The organism is Vibrio sp. RW (genome assembly GCF_027587105.1).
Classification (GTDB): Bacteria; Pseudomonadota; Gammaproteobacteria; order Enterobacterales; family Vibrionaceae; genus Vibrio; species Vibrio toranzoniae.
The window spans coordinates 1-21,846 of record NZ_JAPPTM010000028.1; the positions used below are offsets into that span (position 1 = coordinate 1).

Below are 21,846 nucleotides of genomic sequence, written 5' to 3' on the forward strand. Positions count from 1 at the left end.
ATATGGAAGCCATAAAATACAGCCTTAGAAATGGATAAATACCAAAATAGACGGATAAATCCTCTTTACCTCTTGTAAATCATAGACTTTCATTTATAAATTTAAGCTTTGAGTGGGCACCTTCACAGACTTTCGTTAAGGTAAAAATTCTGCGATTAGTATCAACATCTTAAGAAAAATAGTGACATTTTAGTTGTGTTATTTAAAAAGTCTTGGGGTGAATAAAAGTCCTAGTTATTAAATATCAATCATATAAATAGTAAATATCACTTAGGAGTTGAGTTATGCACTGTTCTTTCAACATAAATAAAAACGATGAGAGCTTGCAACTAATTTATAACGAAGAGAAAATCTATATAAAAATAAACAGTAATAAGATATCAGAGGAAAGGCTTAATAGTAAAGAGAGTTTTGTCTTTAAGTACCTTATCGAAAATTCATCAATATCAAACCCTCAGTCTGCACGAGATGTTGAAGAATCCTTTAAATTACACTTTGATGAAGAGTTCAGCTTATACGCCTTAAAAAATATTATTGCTTCGATTAGAAAGAAATATCGAAACCTGTGTAAGAAATCAAAAATTAATAGTAATAGCGAACTTATCTCAAATTTATACAAGGTAGGCTACTTTATAGATTTAGATAAAAGCTCAGAAAACTGCATAGCACCAAAGCACAGCATCACCCCATTCAAACCCAACCATATCGAACTATTAAAGCTGATGATCAACACCTATCAGAAGGATTTGATCAAAGCGTTGATAACCGTCGTCACTATTTCTTCATTTTTTCTATTTGCTATCTACTTTTTCCAGATCCTTTATACGACGAAGATTGCAAGCGAATATAGCGAGAACACAAAGCTGATAGCGGAAGAAGTCATGAACTACGGCTGTGGTAGCCAAGTGTCGGTGCACGCGTTAAGGCACTCACTCAACATTGATTCGGTGCTCCTGACAACACCTTATCGTTCCTGTTATATCTCTAAAACACGCTCGGAAATGGTAAAGCTCGATCAAATTGATGTTTTTTACAACAGTGCAGATTTCTCGTACTCACATTTCGCCGATCACGAACATAATATTGACCTTACAGTGCGGATTTCTAAACGTCCTATTGAAGCTCGGTACAAAAATTCATTGTTACCGCTGCTAGTCGATTCAGTCTCTATCCAAAAAAATGATAACGATATCTTGAACCTTGGCGAAAGCAATCAGCCTATTTATCAAACCTCACTTTCAACTGGCGCATCCATCACGTTCTACAGTGACAATGTTGTTGAATTGTGGGCTGTACTTGCTCTGCTGCTCGCTACACTACTTTATCGCTCTTACATTTTGGGCTTTATTACTTACATGTATCGTTGGAGACATATATCCTTTGAGGAAGAGCCAATAATCAACACAAAAGACAACACCGTTTTATACTACGAGTTGTTGTCGAGAGTTCATAACGTTGGCGTCCTAAGCTTCATCAACACGATGAGACGTACCAATTTATTGACTTTTCACACTATTTTAATCATTGAAACGGTCAAAAACGCTAAGTTAAACAACAACCATGAGATCTATGGTGTCAATGTATGTCCGAGTGCTTTGGTAGGATCTAATTTTGAAAAACTCAGAAAACATTTATTAGCATTAGAAGCAAATGAGTTTGTCGTAGAAATTACTGAGTACTCGAACATTGGTTATGGCTGTGAGGTCATCGACAACATCAAAGAAGTTAAAGAACTTGGTATAACCATTGCGTTGGACGACTTTGGCACTGGCAATAACAATATCGAAATCATTAGTATTATCTCTCCTCGTTACCTAAAACTGGATCGTTGTTTTGTTAAAGACATCGAATCAGGTGAACATCATCAAGGTGTATTGCTAAACATCTCGGAAATAGGTCGCTTATCAAACATCACGATGATTTATGAAGGTGTAGAAACCCGCAGACAACAATACATCTTATGTCAACTCGGCTACAACTTACATCAAGGCTACCTGTATAGCAGACCCAATAATTCAAAGGAGATAACCTCTGACCCTATTTGAGTATTGATGCCGCCCCTTTTCTATTAAAATAGTCATCGCTCATAAGACCGATTTAGAGCCCACAAGGATGTAGGCTTCAAGTCCCCCCCTTCCGCAAAACGTTTTATCCATCCATGAAAATACTCTGTCCATTTTCATAAAATCATTGCCAATTTGAACAAATAGTTTAGTGTTATACATATGTATACCACCATGCAGTGTTAATTATGACCAAATGGAAAGACGACCAACCGATCTTTAGGCAGCTTGCGACAAAGATCAGTGACCAAATACTTCAAGGTGTTTGGTTAGAGCAACAAGCATTGCCCTCTGTGCGTACGGTTGCCGCCGATCTAAAGATCAACCACCTCACCGTCATGAAAAGCTACCAGTTACTGGTGGATGAAGGGTTAGTAGAGAAAAAACGAGGCCAAGGCATGTATGTAGCCGAGGGGGCAGTTCAAAAATTGAAAGAGTCTGCACATCAGTCATTTATCAACACACAGATCCCAGCCATCGCTGAGACGCTAGGCATCATTGATATGAGTATCGAAGAACTCGTGAAACAGCTAGCACAACACATAAAGGATAAGTCATGAGTAGATCACTTCCCTCAGAAAACGAATACCCTACGAACACGTCTTCTACAAAGAGACTGCTTTCGGTAAAAAACGTAACCAAAACCTATTCAAACCAAGTAGGTGTCGAGGACATCAGCTTCGAATTAAAGCCGGGACAAGTGCTTGGACTACTCGGTCACAATGGTGCGGGTAAATCGACACTGATCAAATCACTGCTTGGTGGTCACAATTATCAAGGTGAGATTGAAGTGAATGGTTACCACCCCATCCACCAGCACGCAGAGCTAATGCAGCACTTATCGTACATTTCAGATGTGAACGTGTTGCCTGAGTGGATGACGGTTAAGCAGTTGCTTCGATACACAGAAGGTGTGCACCCAAGTTTCAAAAAACATAAAGCAGAACAAACCTTAAGCAGCACTAGCATTAAACTTTCATCTAAAATAAAGCAGCTTTCTAAAGGAATGAAGGTACAACTTCACCTTGCCATCATCATCGCAACTGATACTCAAGTTTTGATCTTAGATGAGCCGACACTGGGTCTAGACCTGCTCTACCGTGATACTTTTTACCGTCACCTTTTAGAGTGGTTCCATGACGGTGAACGCGCGATGATCATCGCTAGCCATGAGGTTTCAGAGATTGAACACCTATTAACGGATGTGTTGATTCTGAAACAAGGTCACTGCGTGTTGCAAAAGAGCCTGGAAGACATCGAAAACGACTATTTCATTATCGACGTGGAAAACAGCCATTCAAACGAGATCCAGAAGCTCAATCCATTGACCTCACAACCGGGCCTAGGGACCACTAAGTGGTTATTGGAAGGTCAATACAAAGAACTGGTTGAGTCATTGGGAAACATCTACAACGTGGGTCTCGCTGACCTATTCCTTGCAACACAAACGGAGAAGGCATAATGCATCCAAGTTTTTACATGCTAGAAAAAGAGCTTATCGAGCACAAGATTAACACTCGATTACCTCTGTTTGTCGCATTATGTGGTTTGTTGCTGTTCGTTAGCCTGTTCTTTAGCGGTCAGGCGCAACACGATTTTTTCTTTCAAATGGAAGTCAATGGCGACGTTAGTGACATCCACAGAGAGTTCGCACAAGATCTAAACTCAGTGATCTACTTTGGCGCAGGCCTAGTTTCACTGCTGCTTTCGACGCTATACATCCCTAAAACACTGCGTAAAGAGCGTCAAGAAGGCAGCTCAATGTTTTGGAGAAGTATGCCAGTATCCAATGCAATGACTCACGGAGTGAAGCTAGGCTTCGGTTTAGTGGTTATTCCAGCTCTCTGTGCGCTATTAGTGCTATTCGCCGATTTCCTACTTTGGATACTGAACATTTCAAGCCAACAACAATTAGCGCTGCTCGTCGAGCAGCAGTCTCTGTTTTATGTGCTAAGCAACTGGCTCGTGTTCTTTGGAAGAATGATGTTAGTTGCACTGGTTCTACTACCATTGGCAACGGTTACTCTGGCTATTTCACAGTTGGTTAATTCACCATTGCTTGTGATTTTTATCTCAAGCTATGCGATTAAGTTTCTCTCTGTTGCCGTGTTTGGGTTTTATGGCATCAATGACTTCCTATCTCTCATCGCTTCGCTACCAATCAACGTGCTGATGGCGAGTAATCCGTTCAGCGCGATTGCAGAAGCTCCAGTTTTATCTTTAGGTATTTACGTATTGATTGGTGTTAGCGGTTATCTACTGAGCCTAAAGCTAAACAGAACGGATGATGTAAGTTTGAAGGGTCTGTTCCAACGTTAGAGAGAGCTATCCTGACGTTAATGATATCACTCCTGAGTAAATCACCACGTCCGATATCCAAATCACAATCAAAGCTTCTGAGAAATCAGGAGCTTTTTTGTTTTCCCAATCACAGCAAATAAGTGATCATAATTAGCGCAGGCAAAGGCTTTAAGGCCAGGCAGACATTTTCGGTAAGTCACTATCCTACAACCACAATTTCTAACGAAGTTATCAAGCCTTTCAACAAGCGAGGGTGACCAAGTACCTACGACGATGGATATTAGCAATACTTCCAGTTTATTAGCCTTACAGGTTAGATCATAAAAAAGAGGTAGAGGGTCGTTTTACTAAGGAGAACTAAAGTGAAGTAAAGATGAGCTAAGAGGGGTATTAATGAGCTGACACTGGATGCATTGTACTTAATGCCTGTCAGCTCTTTGGAGAATGATTTCTTTAGTCACCTACCAGATAAAGGTCTTTGGGAGAACTAATGAAACCGGTTTGTTGCATTTTTCATTATACTTAAGCTTTTCAGCTTTTTGACTTGATAGCTTTACAATTTAAAGCTTATTTCTTTGCAGCTTCTTTTGACGTGTCTTTCCAATATTGGATACGAACGCGATGAAGTTGTGCTCTTCTCATTTTTTTCATATGGGATATTTCCTTTTCATTTAACTGCTCTTCTTGAGCTATTTTTATTGCCAACTATTCGAATCTAACGGTGTTTGATGGCTAGATCAATGATACAGGTCACGAAATATATGGAATTCTTAGTACCATTTGCATCAAAGTATGACCTAGATATCAACTATGGTTCAGTTTAATACCATGAGTTGTTATTCGAATTTAAGGTTAACTCTCTCAAATGACATATTCATTTCAGTATCAATACAGTTCAATGATACGTATTAATAGACCGGACCAGCACGGATTTAGTTCCAAATATTTACTTTATTTTATCTACCAAAGTTACCACGTAACAATCGGTATATTGAAGATGACCGTTTTATACCCCACAATGGTCTGTACGTCACAACATCAAAATGTGATTATATTGGCAATGGATAAAGCCTCTATCTAATAGATAATGCTCGTAATAGATAAAGTTAAATGGATGTAATAATGAGTAAAGTAATTCTACAAGGTCATATTCTAGTGCCAGACAACGCCCTAGAAGCAGTCACCCAAGCCTTGGCTGCGCATAAAGAACTCACACTTGCGGAACCTGGCTGTATAGTGTTTCGAATCAGTCAAAGTACGCTTCAACCGAATCGCTTTGAAGTGTATGAAGAGTTCACTAACCGAGAGGCATTCGACACACACCAACGTCGAGTTAAAAGCTCGGAATGGGGTGAAATCTCTAAGAGCGTGACACGTCATTATCAAGTCACCGATGTTCCGACACCTAATGACGTATCCGCTAGTCAACTGCATCATCACACTGATTAAATAAGCTCCCTAACGAACGCAGGTTTTAAAATGTGTCTCTCTGCTGGGTTTGCCTCAGTTCTATGTTGCAGCGGGCTTTGTGAGAAACCTAGCTTGGGAGCACCTAGATGGTTATGCCTCCCCTACCTCACTCAACGATATTGATGTGATCTTTTTTGGTCACATCGATACTTCTTACGAGTTGAACCTTCGATACGAGAATCAACTTAAGCAATAGCTACCAGAACTGAATTGGCAAGTTCGCAATCAAGCCACCAATTACATTGGGAAGATCGCGCGACGGAGTGATCTGCAAAGCCAGACAAAGTAAGGGTCAAAATTACAGTCGTTGATGTTAAAACAAAAGCAATTATTAAGTCTGGCATAATCGAAGGAAGAAGCGGGCTAGCTACTTTTGGCGGTGACCACCCACGAGACTTACTGTCAGAGCCAGTCAGCTTATTTATGGCTAGTCTAGTGAACTGATTTTTATGAATCCACACCCACACATCTATCAACCTTGGTTAGTCGTATATCTAAACTTTAAGCTTCTAATCAAGGGACACCGCGCTACTTCACTTTCACTCGGTAAAGCGGATTTACGGACTTATCAACAAAATACGACCAGATATGATCATAAACTGCATGCTGATTAGGAAACGGCGCTAGCACTTTAGCTTCCTCTAAACTACACCAGCGGTACTCGGTATGCTCATGGTTCAGTTCAACCGCCTGATTGGGCGGGCATAACACGGCAAACACTGGGATTAGTTGAATCACATTGACGTCCGCCTCGTAGAACTGTTCTAGGAACTGCGCATTATACAGAGCTTCCACTGCGATTTTGGTTTCTTCTTCAAACTCACGAACAATGGCCTGACAGCCAGTCTCACCCACTTCGATTGAACCAGCAACATGGCACCAAAAACCGCCCTTCACACGCTTCATTAATAGCATTTTCGTTTGGCCGTTGATTTCAGAAAGAGCGACACCTGCCACGATGGAAGTATTTAGTGGGATCATAACGTTACCTTAGTTACACAAGACATCGGTAAGGCTACCACCCTTCGTTTATTAAGTTGTCTTCTATAATAAAAAACGAGAAGTCACTCATCCATTTATGAAGCTCAAACCGTCACTCGAAAACTTGGAGTGACGCATCACAACAGTGGTATCCAATAATTGAACCATTTCTTATTTGTGGCGCTTTTCGATAAAGAGTAGAATCGCCGCCTTGTACCGTGTTGAAGGCTTTCTAGTAATACACGGTAGACTCACTACCCATTACACGACGATATAAGTATTAAGACGACAATATGCACTCACCAAAACCCACGCACGCCTCAGAAAAAAGCCACAACCCTGAGCATTGCTTCACTCGCTTTCAACAGCCGATCGAGTCATATTCGTTGCCTGAGCGTTTCACGTTCCCATTCTATTACGAACCACACCCACTGTGTGAAATCGCCTCTCACCAACTTCAACAATATTTAGAAACACAAACCGATTGGCAACATGATTTCGGGCTAGATTCTGACGTGGGTCGCGGTAAAATGTTTGGTGTTTTGTTGGTGAAAAGCCCAGAAGGTGAGCTTGGTTATTTCTCTGCATTTTCTGGTAAAGTCGCCGACCAAAACCTACTGCCCCATTTTGTACCGCCCGTATTCGACATGTTGAGCAGCGACAGCTTTTTCCATCAAGACACGGCCGACATGATGGCTGTGAATGCGAAATTTAAAGCGCTGCAAGTCAATACTGAATATCTCGAATTGTGTGAGCAGTTAGCACAACAGAAAGCACAGGCAGAACAAGAGATCGAAGCGCAACGCTTGCTGATTATTGAAGGCCGAAAAACACGTAAAGAGCAACGTGAACAAGGCAAAGAAAGCCTTGATGAGCAAGCTTTCGAAGAGCTAAATAACGAGCTAAACAAAGCCAGTGTTGCCGACAAGAATCAGCAGAAGTATCTTAAGCTCAACTGGGAACAAACTCTGAATGAGCTTCAAGGCAAAGTTGACGTGTTTACGACTCAATTAGCTGAGCTCAAAGAGCAAAGAGCACACCTTTCTCATCAGCTTCAACACAAGTTGTTTTCACAATACGCTTTCCAAAATGCGGAAGGCAATGTCGAAGATCTAAACCAAATCTTTGAAAACACGCCGAACAAGATTCCACCTGCAGGCTCTGGTGAATGCGCTGCGCCAAAACTTCTGCAATATGCATATCTGAATGGCTATACGCCACTGGCACTGGCTGAATTCTGGTGGGGTCGCTCACCAAAATCAGAAATCCGCAAACACAAAAAATACTACGCCTCTTGCCAAAGCAAATGTGTTCCAATTTTAGGCCACATGATGAAAGGTCTAGAAGTCGATCCCAACCCATTGCTAGAAAACCCTGCTGAAGGCAAAGACCTCGATATCTTGTTCCAAGACGAGCACATCGTTGTGGTACACAAGCCAGCCGGTTTTCTGTCTGTACCTGGCAAAACGATCAAAGATTCGGCCTACACTCGTGTTCAAGAAATGCACCCCGATGTTGAAGGGCCATTTGTTATTCACCGTTTAGACATGGCGACCTCTGGTATTCTGATATTTGCCCTCACACGACGTGCGAACAAAAGCTTGCAGAAGCAGTTCATTACTCGTGAAGTCGAGAAGCGATATGTAGCAATGATTGAAGGCGTTCTGGCAGAAGATGAAGGTTATGTTCGCTTGCCATTGCGCGGCGATTTGTACGATCGTCCTCGTCAGATTGTCTGCTTCGAGCACGGCAAGCCAGCTGAAACCAAATGGGAAGTGATTGAGCGAAACCAAGACACAACCAAGGTTTATCTGCACCCGAAAACTGGCCGTACACACCAATTACGCGTTCACTGTTCACACGAAGAAGGGCTTAACATGCCTATCGTTGGTGACGGCTTGTATGGCAATAAAGCTGACCGATTACACCTACATGCTGAAAGGTTAGCGCTGTATCACCCGGTCACCAAAGAGTGGATGGAGTTCCAGTTCGACGCTGAATTCTAAGGGTTCTTGTTAATACTAAGCTTTAATTGAGGGAGCCACGCCGTTTGTGGCTCCCCTTCTCACGCTCTCCACCATTCTCACGCCCTTATTTCTCTTACCTCTTTCGGATATATCTCCACGCTTATTGCACTACATCAAGATTCACTTTGTTGTGAGGAGTAGGATGCCCCTCTTCTTCTTTCCTTGAGGCCTTTGATATGTCATCAGCTGCTTTGAATGTACAATCCAACACACAAGCCCCTTCAGTGATCGCTCCTCAAGCACTAAGCTTGAAACCACTCACCAACAAGAAGCCAGACTTAAACTCGGCGATGTTGAATCTCATCGAAGAAGTGAAAAACGAACTCCCTCTTTACGAGTCAGAGACGTTCATTTGTGGGCCAAAAGGAAATTGCTCCGGTTGCTCTAAGAAATTATTGGAGATGGTCGACAGTGAGTTGATGTACTGGGAACACAGTATTTCAATCGGACAAGGGCCAAACTTCGAAGAACTGCGTCGTTTTGGTAAACTATGCAGCAGCGTAAGGCGCGGCTTAGAACGCAATGGCTTGGTAGAAAAGCGTCCGAGAGGTAAGTAACACCGTTCTCGTTGGAGGTAATCCAGCACGGCTATATTGAGAGTCATACAAAAAGCCACTCATATCGCTATGAATGGCTTTGCCTTTGCTAAGCTATATTTAGCTCTACATCAGTTACCTAAAAGAGATCAGTACTTAACTTGGTAATTCAAAGTATAAGTACGACCACGGCCTTTGTAATCGTAAGCTGCAGCATCGTAGTGAGACGAGTATACAATTTGTGCGCGCTGACCCCAGATCGTTGTGTAGTCTTCGTTAAGTAAGTTTTGGATACCAAAACCTAAGCTACCGACAGGTAATTGGTAAGAGCCCACAAGATCAAACACAGTGTAACCATCCAGTTTGTTTTGAGAGTCATCTTCGTAATCAAACATAGTTTGGCTTTGAAGTTTAAGCGCGAGCTCTGAATCATACCAACCAGCCCATGCTGTTGCTTTTGACGTGCTCGCTTCTCCAGCGGTCATATCTTTCCAACCATCGTCGCCTTTCACTTCTGAAACAACGTAGTGACCTGAAGCCCCAAGTTGAACGTTGTCATGTACCCAGTAAGACGCCATCGCTTCTAAACCGTAAACACGCTTTTTATCATCCAACTCTTCAATAAGCAGTGTCTGCTTGTTGTACTTAACCGCTTTATCCGAGTGAGAGTAATACGCTGCAGTTTGAAGATTCAAATCACCGTTATCTAAGCGATAACCAAGTTCAACACTATTGGTTTTAATGCCCGACATTTTTGAGTTGTTAACATTAATACTGTCGTTTAATTGCCAGTTATCACCAACCAACGTGTAGTCACCTTGGCCGTAGTATTTCGCAGGATCCGCAAGGTCAAAACCTTGAGAGAAGTTAGTCCAGATTTGAGACTCATCATTGAGATGATAGATCGTACCCAAGTTAAACAACCCAACACTGTAGTTCGTTTCACCACCCGGTACTGAGTCGGCTGATGTTCCATTGCCTTTAGCTATCTGACCCTGTTGCTTATATCCAACAAAATCGTCAATCTTATTGACCATATATTGATAACGGAAACCACCTTCGACACTCCAAGCATCAGTGATCGAATACCCGGCTTGCACAAAGCCCGCTACAGAACCAACCTCAACGCCAGGGTAACGACCTATTTCAGCGTAAGTTTGGTTAACTAGATTACCAGAATTATTGGCAATCGTTGGATCATAAAGTGCTTGGTTGCTCTCTAAGGTATCTTGATAAGCATCAATACCATAAACGATGTTAAACTTGTTAAAACTCTTCGCTAAGGCTGTTTTTAAAGAGAAAACATCCGTTATTTGTTGACCTGAAGATTGATAATAAGGCGTGTAGGTCTGATCTTCTTTACGGTAAGACGCTTCAGCAATAAGTTGATGCCCTAAGAACTGGTCATCAACGTAAGACGCACTTAACATCATACGCTCAGTGCCATGTTCACGGTCAGAATAAAAACCTTTTCTCACATCCACAAATTTATTGTTAACGATGTAAAGTCCGTAAGGTGAATCTTGTTGGCTGTCGTAGTATTGAGCTAACAAGTTCAGCTTCTTCGTCTCAGAGATATTCACACCAACTGTCGTCAAAAAATCAACCGTTTGGTTAAACTGTAACGAACCCTGAGAAATATCAGGCGTTACGATGTCGCCGTCAGCATCAAAGAAACCCTGGGTTTCGGTATAAACCACAGATGCACGAGCAGTAACCTTATCGTTACCACCAGAAATTGATTGACCCACTTTGTAATCAAAGTCTTCACCTGAATTAAAGCCTGATGAACCTCCCACATACGATTCAAACTCTAGCGCTTTACCATCCGCTTTTTTGGTGATGATGTTGATTACACCACCAGACGCACCCGCACCATAGATCGAAGTGGCACCCGACAACACTTCAATACGATCAATGTTAAACGGGTCGATCGAATCTAAGTGACGACTGATTGGACGTGAAGATTGTAAAGATACACCATCAATCATCACGAGCATCTTACGTCCACGTAAGTTCTGACCATAGTTAGTACGAGCACCACTGCTAACGTCTAACGACGGGATAGTTGCCGAGAGAATCTCGCCAAGTGACTTACCACCACGAAACTCCTGCTCAATTTGCGCCGAATCGATATACCAAACAGTGCCGGGGATATCACTGATCGCTTTAGGAGTTCGACTTGAAACAACGACCATTTTTTCTTCAGTTGTTGTTTGTTGAGCTTGGGCTGGGAATATTGTGCTTGCAGCGGCAACCGCTAAAGCAACAGTCGATAGTGGAAAACTTCCTTTTTTAACGTTCATTTTATTCTCTATTTTTATGGAGAGAAGGATCCAAAAACCATCAAGGCTTATGTGATGTCCTTCATTATTACTTTGCTAAATAAACCAATGTCATCATCCCCCATCAGGTGGTTCATACATGGCTTAAATTCTTAACTCAATGGCTTAAGCAGACAAGACAATACCAATTGTCCAAAACAGCAAAGCCATTACGTATCAAATGCACTATTTAATAGTGCTCAGTTCACGGTCGATCAGGTCTTCAATAGATAAAGCGTGATACGCGTCTTCTGTAAGGAGCAATGCAGGTAGGTCATACTCATGACTGCCAAGTTCAGAGTGATAACTTAGAGGGATTTGAATCACTCTATTTTCTGATAAGGACAACTGGAAAATGTACCGGCCTTCAGAACGTTGAATTTGAATGAACTGACTTTCGCGGGCGAGAGAGTTGAGAAAACAAGCAATGGACGGGTCATTACCTCGGACCTGTTTGTTTGAATTCTCGAGATTGAGCCGATCGTTTTTACGATTCATATTATTTCTCGAACTATTATTACCAAACCAATACAGAGAATGCTAATTATTATCATTTGCATAATCAACCAATTTTTTAATAATTGACAAAAATAAATAACAAATCTACAAATATTAATTTTATCAATAACATACCGACAAATAAAAAGGCCAGAGCACTCGAATTTTCGGTACTCTGGCCTCTATAATCACGTACAGATCGACTGCAAATATCGCATTAATTCCTGCTAAAACTGAAGGGTTATCTTATTAACGCCTCATTAAATACAGGAAGTAACCCCCACCTATTAATGAAGCCAATAGACCAGCAGGGAATTGCCAAGGGAACCACAAAGTTCGACCTAACCAATCGGCAATGACCATAACAATTCCCCCCAATAATGCAGCGGTCAACATTTGTGGCACGGCCCGATATTGGTGCAGAGAGCGGGCCATATGCGGTGCAAGCAGGCCAATAAAACTCAATGGCCCTATTACGATGGTACACAACGTCGTTAACGCCGCGACCAAAAGAAGTAAGACTAAACGTACCGTGGTGGCGCTCACACCGATGCTATTAGCCGTTACCTCCCCTAAACTGATGATCTCTATCCAACGATTGAGTGCTAATGCAAAAGCTCCGACTAAACCAACGCCAGTCAATAGTAAGACGATATCTTGAGTAGCCACCAGATAAGTTGAACCCGATAGCCACGTAAGGAGTGCCGTTGCATTTTCATTCCCGGAACTCATTGCAATACGTAGCAAGGCATCAAGCCCTGCGCTCAATGCAATGCCAGTGAGTAAAGTTTGTGCGGGAGCAAAGTTGTGTTTTCGTCCCACCAACCACACTAATACTGTCACCGATACAGCACCTAGAGTCCCAAGAGCCATTTGTTGCTCTCGTTCAATCGCTATCCCCGTTAAAGTCCCGAGTACTAGCGCAAGAGCCGCACCAGAGCTGATCCCCAATACTTCGGGACTTGCCATTGGATTGTTTGAGATTCGTTGAATAATAGTGCCAGCAACAGCGAGTCCTATCCCTGCAATTAACGCAACCAATACCCGTGGCGCACGCAGTCGCAATAAGGATTGATTGAAACTCAATGTCCAACCAAACTGATCTCGCCCGACAACAACAGCGAGTAAAGCAGCGACTAACAACACGCCAAACATGATCACAATGATCTTTTTCGTATTTACGTGCTTATAGCGTTCCGCCTGCTCACTACGCGCTTTCAATTCCGAAGGTAACTTGGCCCTTTGTAGTAACCAAAGCAAAAATGGCGCCCCAATCAATGCTGTCATGGCACCGGTAGGAAGCAGCTCTCCCCCAACGCCTGAAAAAGGCTGAATAACTAAATCAACAATCAATAGCATTAGGCTACCGATCCACCCACTCACCACAATCTGATGCCTTAACGATCTCGCACCAAACATCCTCGCTATGGCGGGAGCAACGATGCCAACAAACCCAATGAGTCCTACTTCACTGACTACCGCAGCGGTGATAAAAATAGCCAAAGACAAACACAACAGCTTGACGTGTTTAATGTTAATACCAAGCGAGGTCGCAACATTATCGCCAAACTGCAGCGCAGACAGTGGTCGATGAAGAAGTAATAACAAGAAGGTTGGAAAGGAAATCAAAGGAATCAGTGTCTGAACACTCGACCAATCATTTTGATTAAGTACACCGGATCCCCACACAAAAATACTGGTAAGTCTTTGTTCATTTAGCATCAGTAACATGGTATTCACTGATCCCAAGAACAAGCTCACCACCATGCCTGCCAACACTAAGTGTAGAGGTGAGAAACCTCTGGCAGCACTAAGCGAAAAAACCAGCGCCGTCGCTAAACAGCCACCAATAAAGGCAGGAATGAATGCTGGTATGGCTAAGCCAACAGGCAGAAACAGTATTCCGAGAACCATGCCTAATTCTGCTCCCGCCGCAACCCCTAATGTAGTGGGTGATGCGATAGGGTTTCGTAGCGCAAACTGCATCACAGAGCCCGCAACAGCAAGACCAAAACCACATGCTAATGCGACCACTAGTCTAGGAAGGTAAGTTAGCCGGGTAATCAAGTGCTGATAATTCGACGCATCAAAGTGGAATAACGTATCCCAAATCAGTTCAACACCTTTAGAGTATGGTGCAGTCACTTGCAGTAACATACCGATCACTATGATTACCGAAAGGAGCAACATCGTCACTTTCCAATTAACGCGCTCCACAGACCGATTAGGAAGCTTAATGGCGGTATTTGTCATTGTTTATTCATGCTATCGCTAATATGGAAACTAAAACGTTGCGCAGCAATAAGCCCGCCGAACGTCCAAATCGCAGGGAGTTCATGAACAGAATCGGTGCGCGTGAACTCCATGACTTGCCAAAGAGGTGAGCGAGAGAGCTGTATTAATTCTTGTTCCTTAAGAGGTCCAAGCAACATGACATTGGTATGCTGGTGCTCTGCTAACTTCTCAGTTCCTACCGTAGAGAATCCCCAAAGATTCGTTTGCGCTTGCCAGTCATTACGCAACCCCATCGCATCAAGCGTTGATTGTGCAAGCGAACCCTGTCCATGAACCCGCAGGGTTTTGTCGTTAATAAATCGAGCAAAAATAAAAGGCTTACTTCCCTTGTTCGCGGCTCGTACTTTCGCTCCGTTCTCTGCCAATACACGTTTAGTCTGTTGAATCACTTTCTTTGCTTGTCGCTCTTTGCCGAACAACTTACCTAAAGACACCGTCACGGATTCTGCCGACTCAAGAGGTTGTTTATCTTCGCTATAAACGCTAAAAACCACGACAGGAGCAATTTGATTGAGCCGCTCGTAAGCTGCCGCCATGTGTTTACTGATCAAGATGACATCGGGCTTTAACGTAGTAAGCAGCTCTAAATTAGGCTCACGCCGAGAACCTACGTTGGTGGCATTTGAGTTCAGAACTGGCTCCACGACCCACTGCTTATAACCATCAATATCCGCCACGCCTTCAAGCTCAACCCCCAAACTCAAGACGGCCTCTGTTAATGCCCAATCTAAAGCGACCACTTTTTCAGGGATAGAATCAAAAGAGGCAACACCCATTTCATGTTTAAGGTCCATAGCATTAGTAGCAAACGCTAGAAACATAGAAAACATCATCACAAACTGTTTCACAACCGAATCCTATTTATTTTAATTAAGGGATATAACTGATTTGTTGACCCGTTTCTGGGTGCTGGAATAAGGCGAGATCAATTCCATAGATCTGCATTAACGTCTCGCGGGTCATAAATTCTTGAGGAACCCCTGAGGCTATAACCTTACCGGAAGAAAGCGCAATCAGGTGGTCACTGAATTTAGCCGCCATATTGACGTCGTGTAAAACCATGATAACCGTCAGGCCAATAGTACGGTTGAGATCGCGGATAAGAGATAGCAACTCATGTTGGTGGGCAATATCTAGTGCAGACGTCGGCTCGTCGAGCAAAATACATTGGCTTTGTTGAGCCAATAGCATCGCTATCCAAGCGCGTTGTCTTTCACCACCAGATAAGGTCGCCACAAATCGATCTCGGAAGGCATTTAATCCAACTCTATCAATAGCATCATCCACAATCGCATAGTCTTTTTTGCTGTAGCGACCAAAGGCGCCTTTCCACGGATAACGGCCAAAACACACTAATTCTCGAACAGTGACGCCGTCAGTAATTGGTGGATGTTGAGGCAAGTAAGCCACTTGATGAGCAAATTCAAGATGATTGAACCGAGAGACTGGTGTACCTCTCAAGAGAACTTGTCCTTGAGTAGGAACATTTTGGCGGCTCAACAATTTCATCAGCGTCGACTTACCACAGCCATTGTGCCCTAGCAGCGTAGTGATTTGACCAGGTTCAAAAGTCAAGCTCGTGGCGGAAAGAATAGGGTTGCCGTCGATTTCAAACGACGCATCGACAAGTCGGTACATAATTAAATACGCAGTTGTGTTATTAGCTACAAGCCGTTAATCTTATCACAACAAAATAACAATGATAATTATTATCACAATGAACAGTTTTATCATTAACAATGCTATTCATTGTCGTCCTCACCATCGCCACAAGTACCTCAAGATATGTCAGGAACAAATAGCAAACGCGTTCAATTAGCCACTATAAGTTTGGCCGCAGCTCTCATGGGCATTGGGCAAAATGGATTGTTGGTCTCGCTACCATTCTTGGTAGAACAATCCGCATTTGGGCTGTCAACATGGTCTATTTTGATAGCCACTGGTAGCTTTCTATTTTTGCCATCCGCTCCTTTCTGGGGGAGGTACAGTGATAAACACGGGCCTAAAAAAGTAGTTATTCAGGCTCTGATTGGCATGGCGATTAGCTTCTCATTTTTGGCTTTATTTGCGATTTTGAGTAAAGGTGAGGATTCTTACATACCGTTCTATTTCACTGGGCTACTATTGGCTCGCATTATCTACGGCTGCACTGTTTCAGGAATGGTGCCAGCAAGCCAACATTGGGCTATTATCTTATGCGGTAAGGAAAACCGACTTCAAGCCATCACATCGGTCAGCATAGGGTTAAGCGCAGGCCGCTTAGTCGGACCACTTATCTCAATATTGGCATTAAAGTTATCCCCTTTTGCGCCATTGATGATCATGGTTACGCTTCCTTGTATCGCTCTGATGGGAGCTATAAATCTTCCGATTCCAAACCAACCTCAACAGGAAACCAACAACAAAAGCCCACAGCCCTGGTTACCCAATCCAACGCTATATCCATACCTAATGAGTGGATTATTCTTGTGTGCTGCCATTGCTTTACTTCAATATAGCTTCTCGCCTTTACTTTCTTCAATAACTGATTGGTCCACCAGCCAGATCAGTGACGGCATAGGAGCATTGCTGACCATCAGTGCTGCGTGCACGTTCGGTACTCAACTATTGGTAATCAAAAAGAAAAAACTCACACCACGTATCATGTATCAACTTGGTGCGTTTGCTATGGTGATGGGGTTTGCTCTATTTCTCGTGACGAATATTTGGGTACTTTGCATTGCAATGGCAGTAGTCGCGAGCGGGGCCGCTTTATTGGTTCCAGCTTATACCTCTGCCGCAACAGAACAACAAAATGATGCTCCCGGTGCGGTTGCAGGTTACCTCTCAATGGCACACACGATAGGCTATGGAGTGGCATCATTACTTGCCTTCATGGCAACCCTTTCACCCACTTATCCGATCTATTTGTGCATATTGTTTTCGGCCACGATACTCATTATCGCTTACTCTGTATCGAGGTACCGTAACACTGAGGCGGTAGAATCACCTTAGCGTTTATTGTCCGGATGCCTTGGACAATCGCGACACAATTTACGCCCTTGGCATTTATAAACTAAGCAGCAGCTGGTTCGAACCAAAACAAGCTTTTTCTCATGTTCATGATAATGAATCGAATGGATAAGTTTTTCTGGCAAAGCACAGGCATTTAGCCACAAACGAGCCTGTTCAAGTAAGTACGCTTCAGGTAATTCAGGAGCGTATTGACTCAGTTTCACCAAACACCCAAGAATCCCATCGGCAAACAGATGATTGGTGAATCCAGGGCGAATCCGCGTCCACTTACTCATTTCCTCCCGAAAATAATCAAATAGTGACACTAGCTCTTGGCCTGCACGTGTAACCAACTCATCCTCTGAACCCGTGACATAAGCGGTTGAAGGGAATTGATAGCCGCCAATAAAATTAGGGTGTACCTGCTGAGCCATTGAGGATAATTCAGGTAAACCGCGGCAAGAGTAAATAGAGATAAATGCAACGTAAATAGGCTGCCAGCAAAGCAGTGTCCAGGTTCGAGTCAACCAGTATGCAGCCCCTGCTTCTGGGTGTTCATTCTTAAGGTTTTCATAAAGCTCGCGCAGAGTATCTGAGCTAGGTATCTCTTTATGAATAAGCTTATGAGCGAGGTTAGCTTCAGCTTCAGGTAGAGGAGTGATTTGACCATCTAAATAGGGAGTCACCTGTTTGGCGTGTTCAAAAAGGTGTTCAAAGAAAATAGGGTCGTTCATTTTATCCGGCTATCCGTAACTACATCAGCCCGCTACCATAAATAAAGTAAAGCATTATTGCAATTAGTTCTCATTAAGATTTGAATACGGACAGACAACAAACATAATATATCGACAAAAAGACTCCCGAGGGAGCCTTTTAACGAAATCAATAATGATTATGCTTGAGCAACTTGGCGAGCCGAGTGTTTAATAAACACAGTAACCACAGCCACGATTGCAAGTGCAAAACAGTAGTATGAGTGCGTGATAATATCTAAAGGCGATAAGTTAAACACCGAACCGAGCAATAGCACTTGTGCACCATAAGGCAACACACCTTGAATCACACAGGAGAAGATATCCAACAAGCTTGCAGAGCGACGCGGAGACACATTGTTCTCTTCCGCCAGTTGGCGAGCCACACTACCAGAAACAATGATCGCTACCGTGTTGTTTGCAGTACATAGGTTCACCATAGATACTAAACCAGCAATGCCTAACTCACTCGCACGGCCATTCGCTTGCTTAGAGTGTGAAGAACCAAACGCACGAATCACACCACTGACTAAGTTAGTCAGGAACGCCAACCCACCTTGGCGACGCATTAGCTCACTCAAACCACCAATCAGCATCGACAGTAAGAAGATCTCCTGCATATTGCCGAAGCCTGCATAGATATCTTGAGCGTAATCCGTCATACCGTAGTTCTCAACAGAACCTAGGCTCACGCCACCCGCCAGTAAGATACCAATCGTTAGCACGACAAAAACATTCATGCCCGATACCGCAAGAATTAAGATAGTGATGTAAGGCAACACTTTCAGCCACTCAATTGGACCTGTTTCAGGAACCTGAGTTGCCGTGCTATTGAAAGCAAAGATAACAATCGCGATAAGAGCAGCAGGCAGTGCAATACGGATATTCTCTTTAAACTTATCTCTCATCTCACAACCTTGCGAACGTGTCGCGGCAATTGTGGTATCAGAGATGATAGACAGGTTGTCACCAAACATCGCACCACTCAAAACAACGCCGGCAGTCAGTGGAATGCTCATGCCTGCTGAATCTGCAATGCCTAACGCCACCGGTGCAACGGCAGCAATGGTCCCCATCGACGTACCCATTGCTGTCGCGATGAAAGCTGAAATCAGGAAGATACCTGGCAGAATCATGCTCGTAGGAATAGCCGATAGACCAAGGTTTACCGTCGCATCGACGCCACCAGAAGCTTTAGCCACGGCCGCAAAAGCCCCCGCCAATAGGTAGATCATGCACATTGCGATAATGTCTTTGTGACCTACTCCACCTAAGAATTGTTCGATAGCACGGTTCAATTTATCTTTGCTTAGCAACAACGCCAGCATCACAGCAGGCAAAGCCGCAATCGGAGCTGGAAGCTGATAGAAAGCAAAATCGACACCTTGCAGTGACAAGTACGTACCTACGCCAATAAACAGCGCTAGGAACACAATCAGAGGGATAAGCGCAACTGCAGAAGGGGCAATAACAGCATTAGAATTTTTTGAATTGGACATGGAACATCAACGCAATAAAACAAGAAGAGGAGCAGACTAATGTCACACTTAGAGCTTGTCAACGTCTAGACGTCTAAATGTCTAATTTAATGTAAAGTAATAAGCACATTATTGAACATCACATAATAAAAAAGCGGTGACTGACCCGTAAACAGCCTCAAAATACAGATCATGCAGTGAACTTTAACGCTGACGCTTAAGCATCATTAGTATCCGCCAGTATCAAATGTTGCCATCAGTACCTGTCACTAATCGGCTGACCATACGTTTTTGAATTCTGGCCATCCCCAGTTAGTGATAGCGACATTTTTCAAAATCCCTTGGAAACGCACAGTTTGCAAGTGATGAAACATTGGCACCAACCAATAATCAGAAATCAACGTGGACGCGATAGGTTCCAACTCTGCTAAGTAGTCAGGCAGTTCAACGGAGGCTTTGTGATGATCCAAACGCTGTTTCAGCCAGTTGCTGTTCGTCCCCCCTAGTGCGGAATGCAACACGGGATCATTCATCAACCACGAGAACAATGAAGAAGGTGTGTTGTCATCTAAGTTCAAATTACACAACACCAAATCCTCCTTTAGCTCGCCACTCTGGGACAGCTGAGCCAATTCTCTAAAACTGTAGGTATTCACCTCAACATCAACGCCGTATCTTTTTAGTATATCTGATACGCAAATAGCACATCGGTATAAGGCATAGTAGTCGTAAACCGCGATAGTCATCTTTTGAGGAAGTTGAGCTTCCTTTGAAGGCGTTCGATATAACCTTTGCCAACTTGGCAGTATATTTTGAGCCAAAGATACACTAAACAACCCTTGATTCTGTTCTAATTGAGACAAAATAGCTTGCGGGTTGGCGATCCCTGAGAGGTACTTACGCTGCTCATTATTGAGTGGCTTAACTGCTGAATTCTGATTAAATAGGATAAATAAACACCCGTCCTCGACTCGGCTACGAAGGCCGTCACTCTCTGCAGACACCAGTTCCGTATCACTTTTCCCCAATTGATGAAAACAAGACGAGTCTTGATAAGGCGAAACCTGCATTTGGCTATCATCAAAGCGAGCGCTCCCCGTCATCGATTCTTCAAATTGCCAAATGGTGACCTCATCGGTTAACGATCGGCAGCCATAGTAATGTTCGAATGCAGCTAGTTTGAGGCGCTCGTTATTACTTTCCACCACTTTGAAAGGGCCAGTTCCAATCACGGCATGAGACATAGATCCTAATGGCGTCGGTTTACGGGCGACTTGAGCTGCTGGTTGAATCGAATACTTAACGCCAGCAAGCAAACCTGCAAACCCAGTGTCTGCTTTAGTTAACTGAAAGCTGATTCTCAATGGTTGATCGCTGTATACAGAAGCCACATGAGCTAACTCTGTCTGATAAAAAGGTAAGGTTTGTAGGGCAGAAAACAAAGACACAAGTTGCTTCGCATCGACTGGGTGTCCATCGTGAAAGCTAAGGCCAGGGCGTAAATAAAAGGTCCAAGTTAATTTTTCAGAATCGTACACCCAATGATGAGCCAACTCAGGCTTTAACTCGCCTTTGCCATTACAAGTGACGAGGCAGCTAAATACTTGCCTGATCAAAAATCGTTCACTACTGCGATGAATATGATGTGGGAACAAATCCTCAAACTTACGTTTGTAAGTCAATTGAACATGCAGTAGCCCTTCACGAATCGTTGCACCAGATGTTTTTTGGAGTAGAGACCCAAATATTGCACGGTCATTTTCCAAAATAGAAAGTGCTTTTTCGTATTTACCTTGCTCTATCAGTTTACTGGCAACATGTTGAGTCAGCTCTTGATTGCTAAAACACAAGGTCAGGTTAGATCGTTGATTCCTGCCGACTTTTGGCTCCCACACCACCCATTCAGCGTGATGCATTTTACCTAACAAGGTTCGAGCATGGCGCAAACTAGTAAATAATTTGTCTGCAACCTCAGTTAAAGTCACCGAGTGTGAGCGGTTAGGCTCAAACGAATTCAGCCTTGTGTAGTAACGCATCATGTTTAGATCAGACAAATAATGAACCTTTTTATAAACAACCCTTCCTGATTAAGCCCATTATAAAACACATTAGCCCAAAAGTAGTGAT

Annotated in this window: 17 protein-coding genes and 2 pseudogenes; 10 read left to right on the top strand and 9 right to left on the bottom strand. The window is 43.2% G+C overall.

Translation table 11 applies throughout. The features are described from left to right. Nucleotides 1-284 precede the first annotated feature (284 nt). The 7 genes and pseudogenes from OCT63_RS17995 to OCT63_RS18025 all read left to right on the top strand — a co-directional run. Nucleotides 285-2,045, top strand: a complete 1,761-nt coding sequence (locus OCT63_RS17995; RefSeq protein WP_269984215.1) for an EAL domain-containing protein — start codon at nt 285-287, stop codon at nt 2,043-2,045. Between the two features lie 206 nt (nt 2,046-2,251). Next, nucleotides 2,252-2,623 (top strand): GntR family transcriptional regulator, encoded by a 372-nt coding sequence (locus tag OCT63_RS18000; RefSeq protein WP_269984216.1) that lies wholly within the window; start codon nt 2,252-2,254, stop codon nt 2,621-2,623. Continuing rightward, nucleotides 2,620-3,525 (top strand): ABC transporter ATP-binding protein, encoded by a 906-nt coding sequence (locus OCT63_RS18005; protein ID WP_060469455.1) that lies wholly within the window; start codon nt 2,620-2,622, stop codon nt 3,523-3,525. The genes OCT63_RS18000 and OCT63_RS18005 overlap by 4 nt, the downstream gene beginning before the upstream one ends. After that, entirely contained in the window at nt 3,525-4,382 is an 858-nt protein-coding gene (locus OCT63_RS18010) for a hypothetical protein (protein ID WP_060469454.1), read from the top strand. Before OCT63_RS18005 ends, OCT63_RS18010 begins: the two co-directional genes overlap by 1 nt. A gap of 1,104 nt (nt 4,383-5,486) precedes the next feature. Beyond that, nucleotides 5,487-5,813, top strand: a complete 327-nt coding sequence (locus tag OCT63_RS18015) for a putative quinol monooxygenase (RefSeq protein ID WP_161674909.1) — start codon at nt 5,487-5,489, stop codon at nt 5,811-5,813. A gap of 40 nt (nt 5,814-5,853) precedes the next feature. Then, nucleotides 5,854-6,027, top strand: a pseudogene (locus OCT63_RS18020) (nucleotidyltransferase family protein); the annotation flags it as partial. 86 nt (nt 6,028-6,113) lie between these two features. Further along, nucleotides 6,114-6,278 (top strand): annotated as a pseudogene (locus tag OCT63_RS18025) (DUF4823 domain-containing protein); the annotation flags it as partial. 84 nt (nt 6,279-6,362) lie between these two features. On the opposite strand, the gene OCT63_RS18030 reads toward OCT63_RS18025, so the two are convergent. Beyond that, nucleotides 6,363-6,815, bottom strand: coding sequence for an NUDIX hydrolase (locus OCT63_RS18030; protein ID WP_102508410.1), 453 nt, complete (start codon nt 6,813-6,815; stop codon nt 6,363-6,365). A 293-nt stretch (nt 6,816-7,108) separates the two neighbouring features. On the opposite strand from OCT63_RS18030, the gene OCT63_RS18035 reads away from it, so the two are divergent. Next, entirely contained in the window at nt 7,109-8,821 is a 1,713-nt protein-coding gene (locus OCT63_RS18035; RefSeq protein ID WP_269984217.1) for an RluA family pseudouridine synthase, read from the top strand. 197 nt (nt 8,822-9,018) lie between these two features. Beyond that, nucleotides 9,019-9,399, top strand: a complete 381-nt coding sequence (locus tag OCT63_RS18040; protein ID WP_017058733.1) for a hypothetical protein — start codon at nt 9,019-9,021, stop codon at nt 9,397-9,399. Nucleotides 9,400-9,527: 128 nt separating this feature from the next. Here the strand turns inward: OCT63_RS18040 and OCT63_RS18045 are convergent, their stop codons facing one another. From OCT63_RS18045 to OCT63_RS18065, 5 genes are all read right to left on the bottom strand, one after another. Further along, nucleotides 9,528-11,684, bottom strand: coding sequence for a TonB-dependent receptor (locus OCT63_RS18045; RefSeq protein ID WP_269984218.1), 2,157 nt, complete (start codon nt 11,682-11,684; stop codon nt 9,528-9,530). Between the two features lie 204 nt (nt 11,685-11,888). Further along, a complete protein-coding gene (locus tag OCT63_RS18050) occupies nt 11,889-12,200 on the bottom strand; it encodes a hypothetical protein (protein WP_269984219.1) in 312 nt (103 codons plus the stop codon). 249 nt (nt 12,201-12,449) lie between these two features. Then, on the bottom strand, nt 12,450-14,390 hold the full coding sequence (gene fhuB / locus OCT63_RS18055) for a Fe(3+)-hydroxamate ABC transporter permease FhuB (RefSeq protein ID WP_443088554.1): 1,941 nt from the start codon (nt 14,388-14,390) through the stop codon (nt 12,450-12,452). 59 nt (nt 14,391-14,449) lie between these two features. Then, nucleotides 14,450-15,343 carry an iron-siderophore ABC transporter substrate-binding protein gene (locus tag OCT63_RS18060; RefSeq protein WP_269984221.1) on the bottom strand — a complete coding sequence of 298 codons (894 nt, stop codon included), beginning with the start codon at nt 15,341-15,343 and terminating at the stop codon, nt 14,450-14,452. Between the two features lie 22 nt (nt 15,344-15,365). After that, a complete protein-coding gene (locus tag OCT63_RS18065; RefSeq protein ID WP_017058737.1) occupies nt 15,366-16,133 on the bottom strand; it encodes an ABC transporter ATP-binding protein in 768 nt (255 codons plus the stop codon). 147 nt (nt 16,134-16,280) lie between these two features. Here OCT63_RS18065 and OCT63_RS18070 point away from each other — a divergent pair, with 147 nt between their 5' ends. Beyond that, a complete protein-coding gene (locus OCT63_RS18070; RefSeq protein ID WP_060469440.1) occupies nt 16,281-17,489 on the top strand; it encodes an MFS transporter in 1,209 nt (402 codons plus the stop codon). Here the strand turns inward: OCT63_RS18070 and OCT63_RS18075 are convergent. From OCT63_RS18075 to OCT63_RS18085, 3 genes are all read right to left on the bottom strand, one after another. Continuing rightward, nucleotides 17,486-18,223 (bottom strand): siderophore ferric iron reductase, encoded by a 738-nt coding sequence (locus tag OCT63_RS18075; RefSeq protein WP_060469439.1) that lies wholly within the window; start codon nt 18,221-18,223, stop codon nt 17,486-17,488. The two genes, OCT63_RS18070 and OCT63_RS18075, sit on opposite strands and share 4 nt — an antisense overlap. 158 nt (nt 18,224-18,381) lie before the next feature. Then, nucleotides 18,382-19,740, bottom strand: coding sequence for a Na+/H+ antiporter NhaC family protein (locus OCT63_RS18080; protein WP_046225034.1), 1,359 nt, complete (start codon nt 19,738-19,740; stop codon nt 18,382-18,384). Between the two features lie 248 nt (nt 19,741-19,988). Further along, nucleotides 19,989-21,773 carry an SgrR family transcriptional regulator gene (locus tag OCT63_RS18085; RefSeq protein ID WP_269984222.1) on the bottom strand — a complete coding sequence of 595 codons (1,785 nt, stop codon included), beginning with the start codon at nt 21,771-21,773 and terminating at the stop codon, nt 19,989-19,991. Between the last annotated feature and the right edge of the window lie 73 nt (nt 21,774-21,846).

What these genes read in the sequence shown, in the direction of transcription:
- OCT63_RS17995 (WP_269984215.1), top strand. Translation starts at nt 285, where the DNA reads ATGCACTGTTCTTTCAACATAAATAAAAACGATGAGAGCTTGCAACTA.
- OCT63_RS18000 (WP_269984216.1), top strand. Translation starts at nt 2,252, where the DNA reads ATGACCAAATGGAAAGACGACCAACCGATCTTTAGGCAGCTTGCGACA.
- OCT63_RS18005 (WP_060469455.1), top strand. Translation starts at nt 2,620, where the DNA reads ATGAGTAGATCACTTCCCTCAGAAAACGAATACCCTACGAACACGTCT.
- OCT63_RS18010 (WP_060469454.1), top strand. Translation starts at nt 3,525, where the DNA reads ATGCATCCAAGTTTTTACATGCTAGAAAAAGAGCTTATCGAGCACAAG.
- OCT63_RS18015 (WP_161674909.1), top strand. Translation starts at nt 5,487, where the DNA reads ATGAGTAAAGTAATTCTACAAGGTCATATTCTAGTGCCAGACAACGCC.
- OCT63_RS18030 (WP_102508410.1), bottom strand. Translation starts at nt 6,815, where the DNA reads ATGATCCCACTAAATACTTCCATCGTGGCAGGTGTCGCTCTTTCTGAA.
- OCT63_RS18035 (WP_269984217.1), top strand. Translation starts at nt 7,109, where the DNA reads ATGCACTCACCAAAACCCACGCACGCCTCAGAAAAAAGCCACAACCCT.
- OCT63_RS18040 (WP_017058733.1), top strand. Translation starts at nt 9,019, where the DNA reads ATGTCATCAGCTGCTTTGAATGTACAATCCAACACACAAGCCCCTTCA.
- OCT63_RS18045 (WP_269984218.1), bottom strand. Translation starts at nt 11,684, where the DNA reads ATGAACGTTAAAAAAGGAAGTTTTCCACTATCGACTGTTGCTTTAGCG.
- OCT63_RS18050 (WP_269984219.1), bottom strand. Translation starts at nt 12,200, where the DNA reads ATGAATCGTAAAAACGATCGGCTCAATCTCGAGAATTCAAACAAACAG.
- fhuB (WP_443088554.1), bottom strand. Translation starts at nt 14,390, where the DNA reads ATGTTGCTCCTTTCGGTAATCATAGTGATCGGTATGTTACTGCAAGTG.
- OCT63_RS18065 (WP_017058737.1), bottom strand. Translation starts at nt 16,133, where the DNA reads ATGTACCGACTTGTCGATGCGTCGTTTGAAATCGACGGCAACCCTATT.
- OCT63_RS18070 (WP_060469440.1), top strand. Translation starts at nt 16,281, where the DNA reads ATGTCAGGAACAAATAGCAAACGCGTTCAATTAGCCACTATAAGTTTG.
- OCT63_RS18075 (WP_060469439.1), bottom strand. Translation starts at nt 18,223, where the DNA reads ATGAACGACCCTATTTTCTTTGAACACCTTTTTGAACACGCCAAACAG.
- OCT63_RS18080 (WP_046225034.1), bottom strand. Translation starts at nt 19,740, where the DNA reads ATGTCCAATTCAAAAAATTCTAATGCTGTTATTGCCCCTTCTGCAGTT.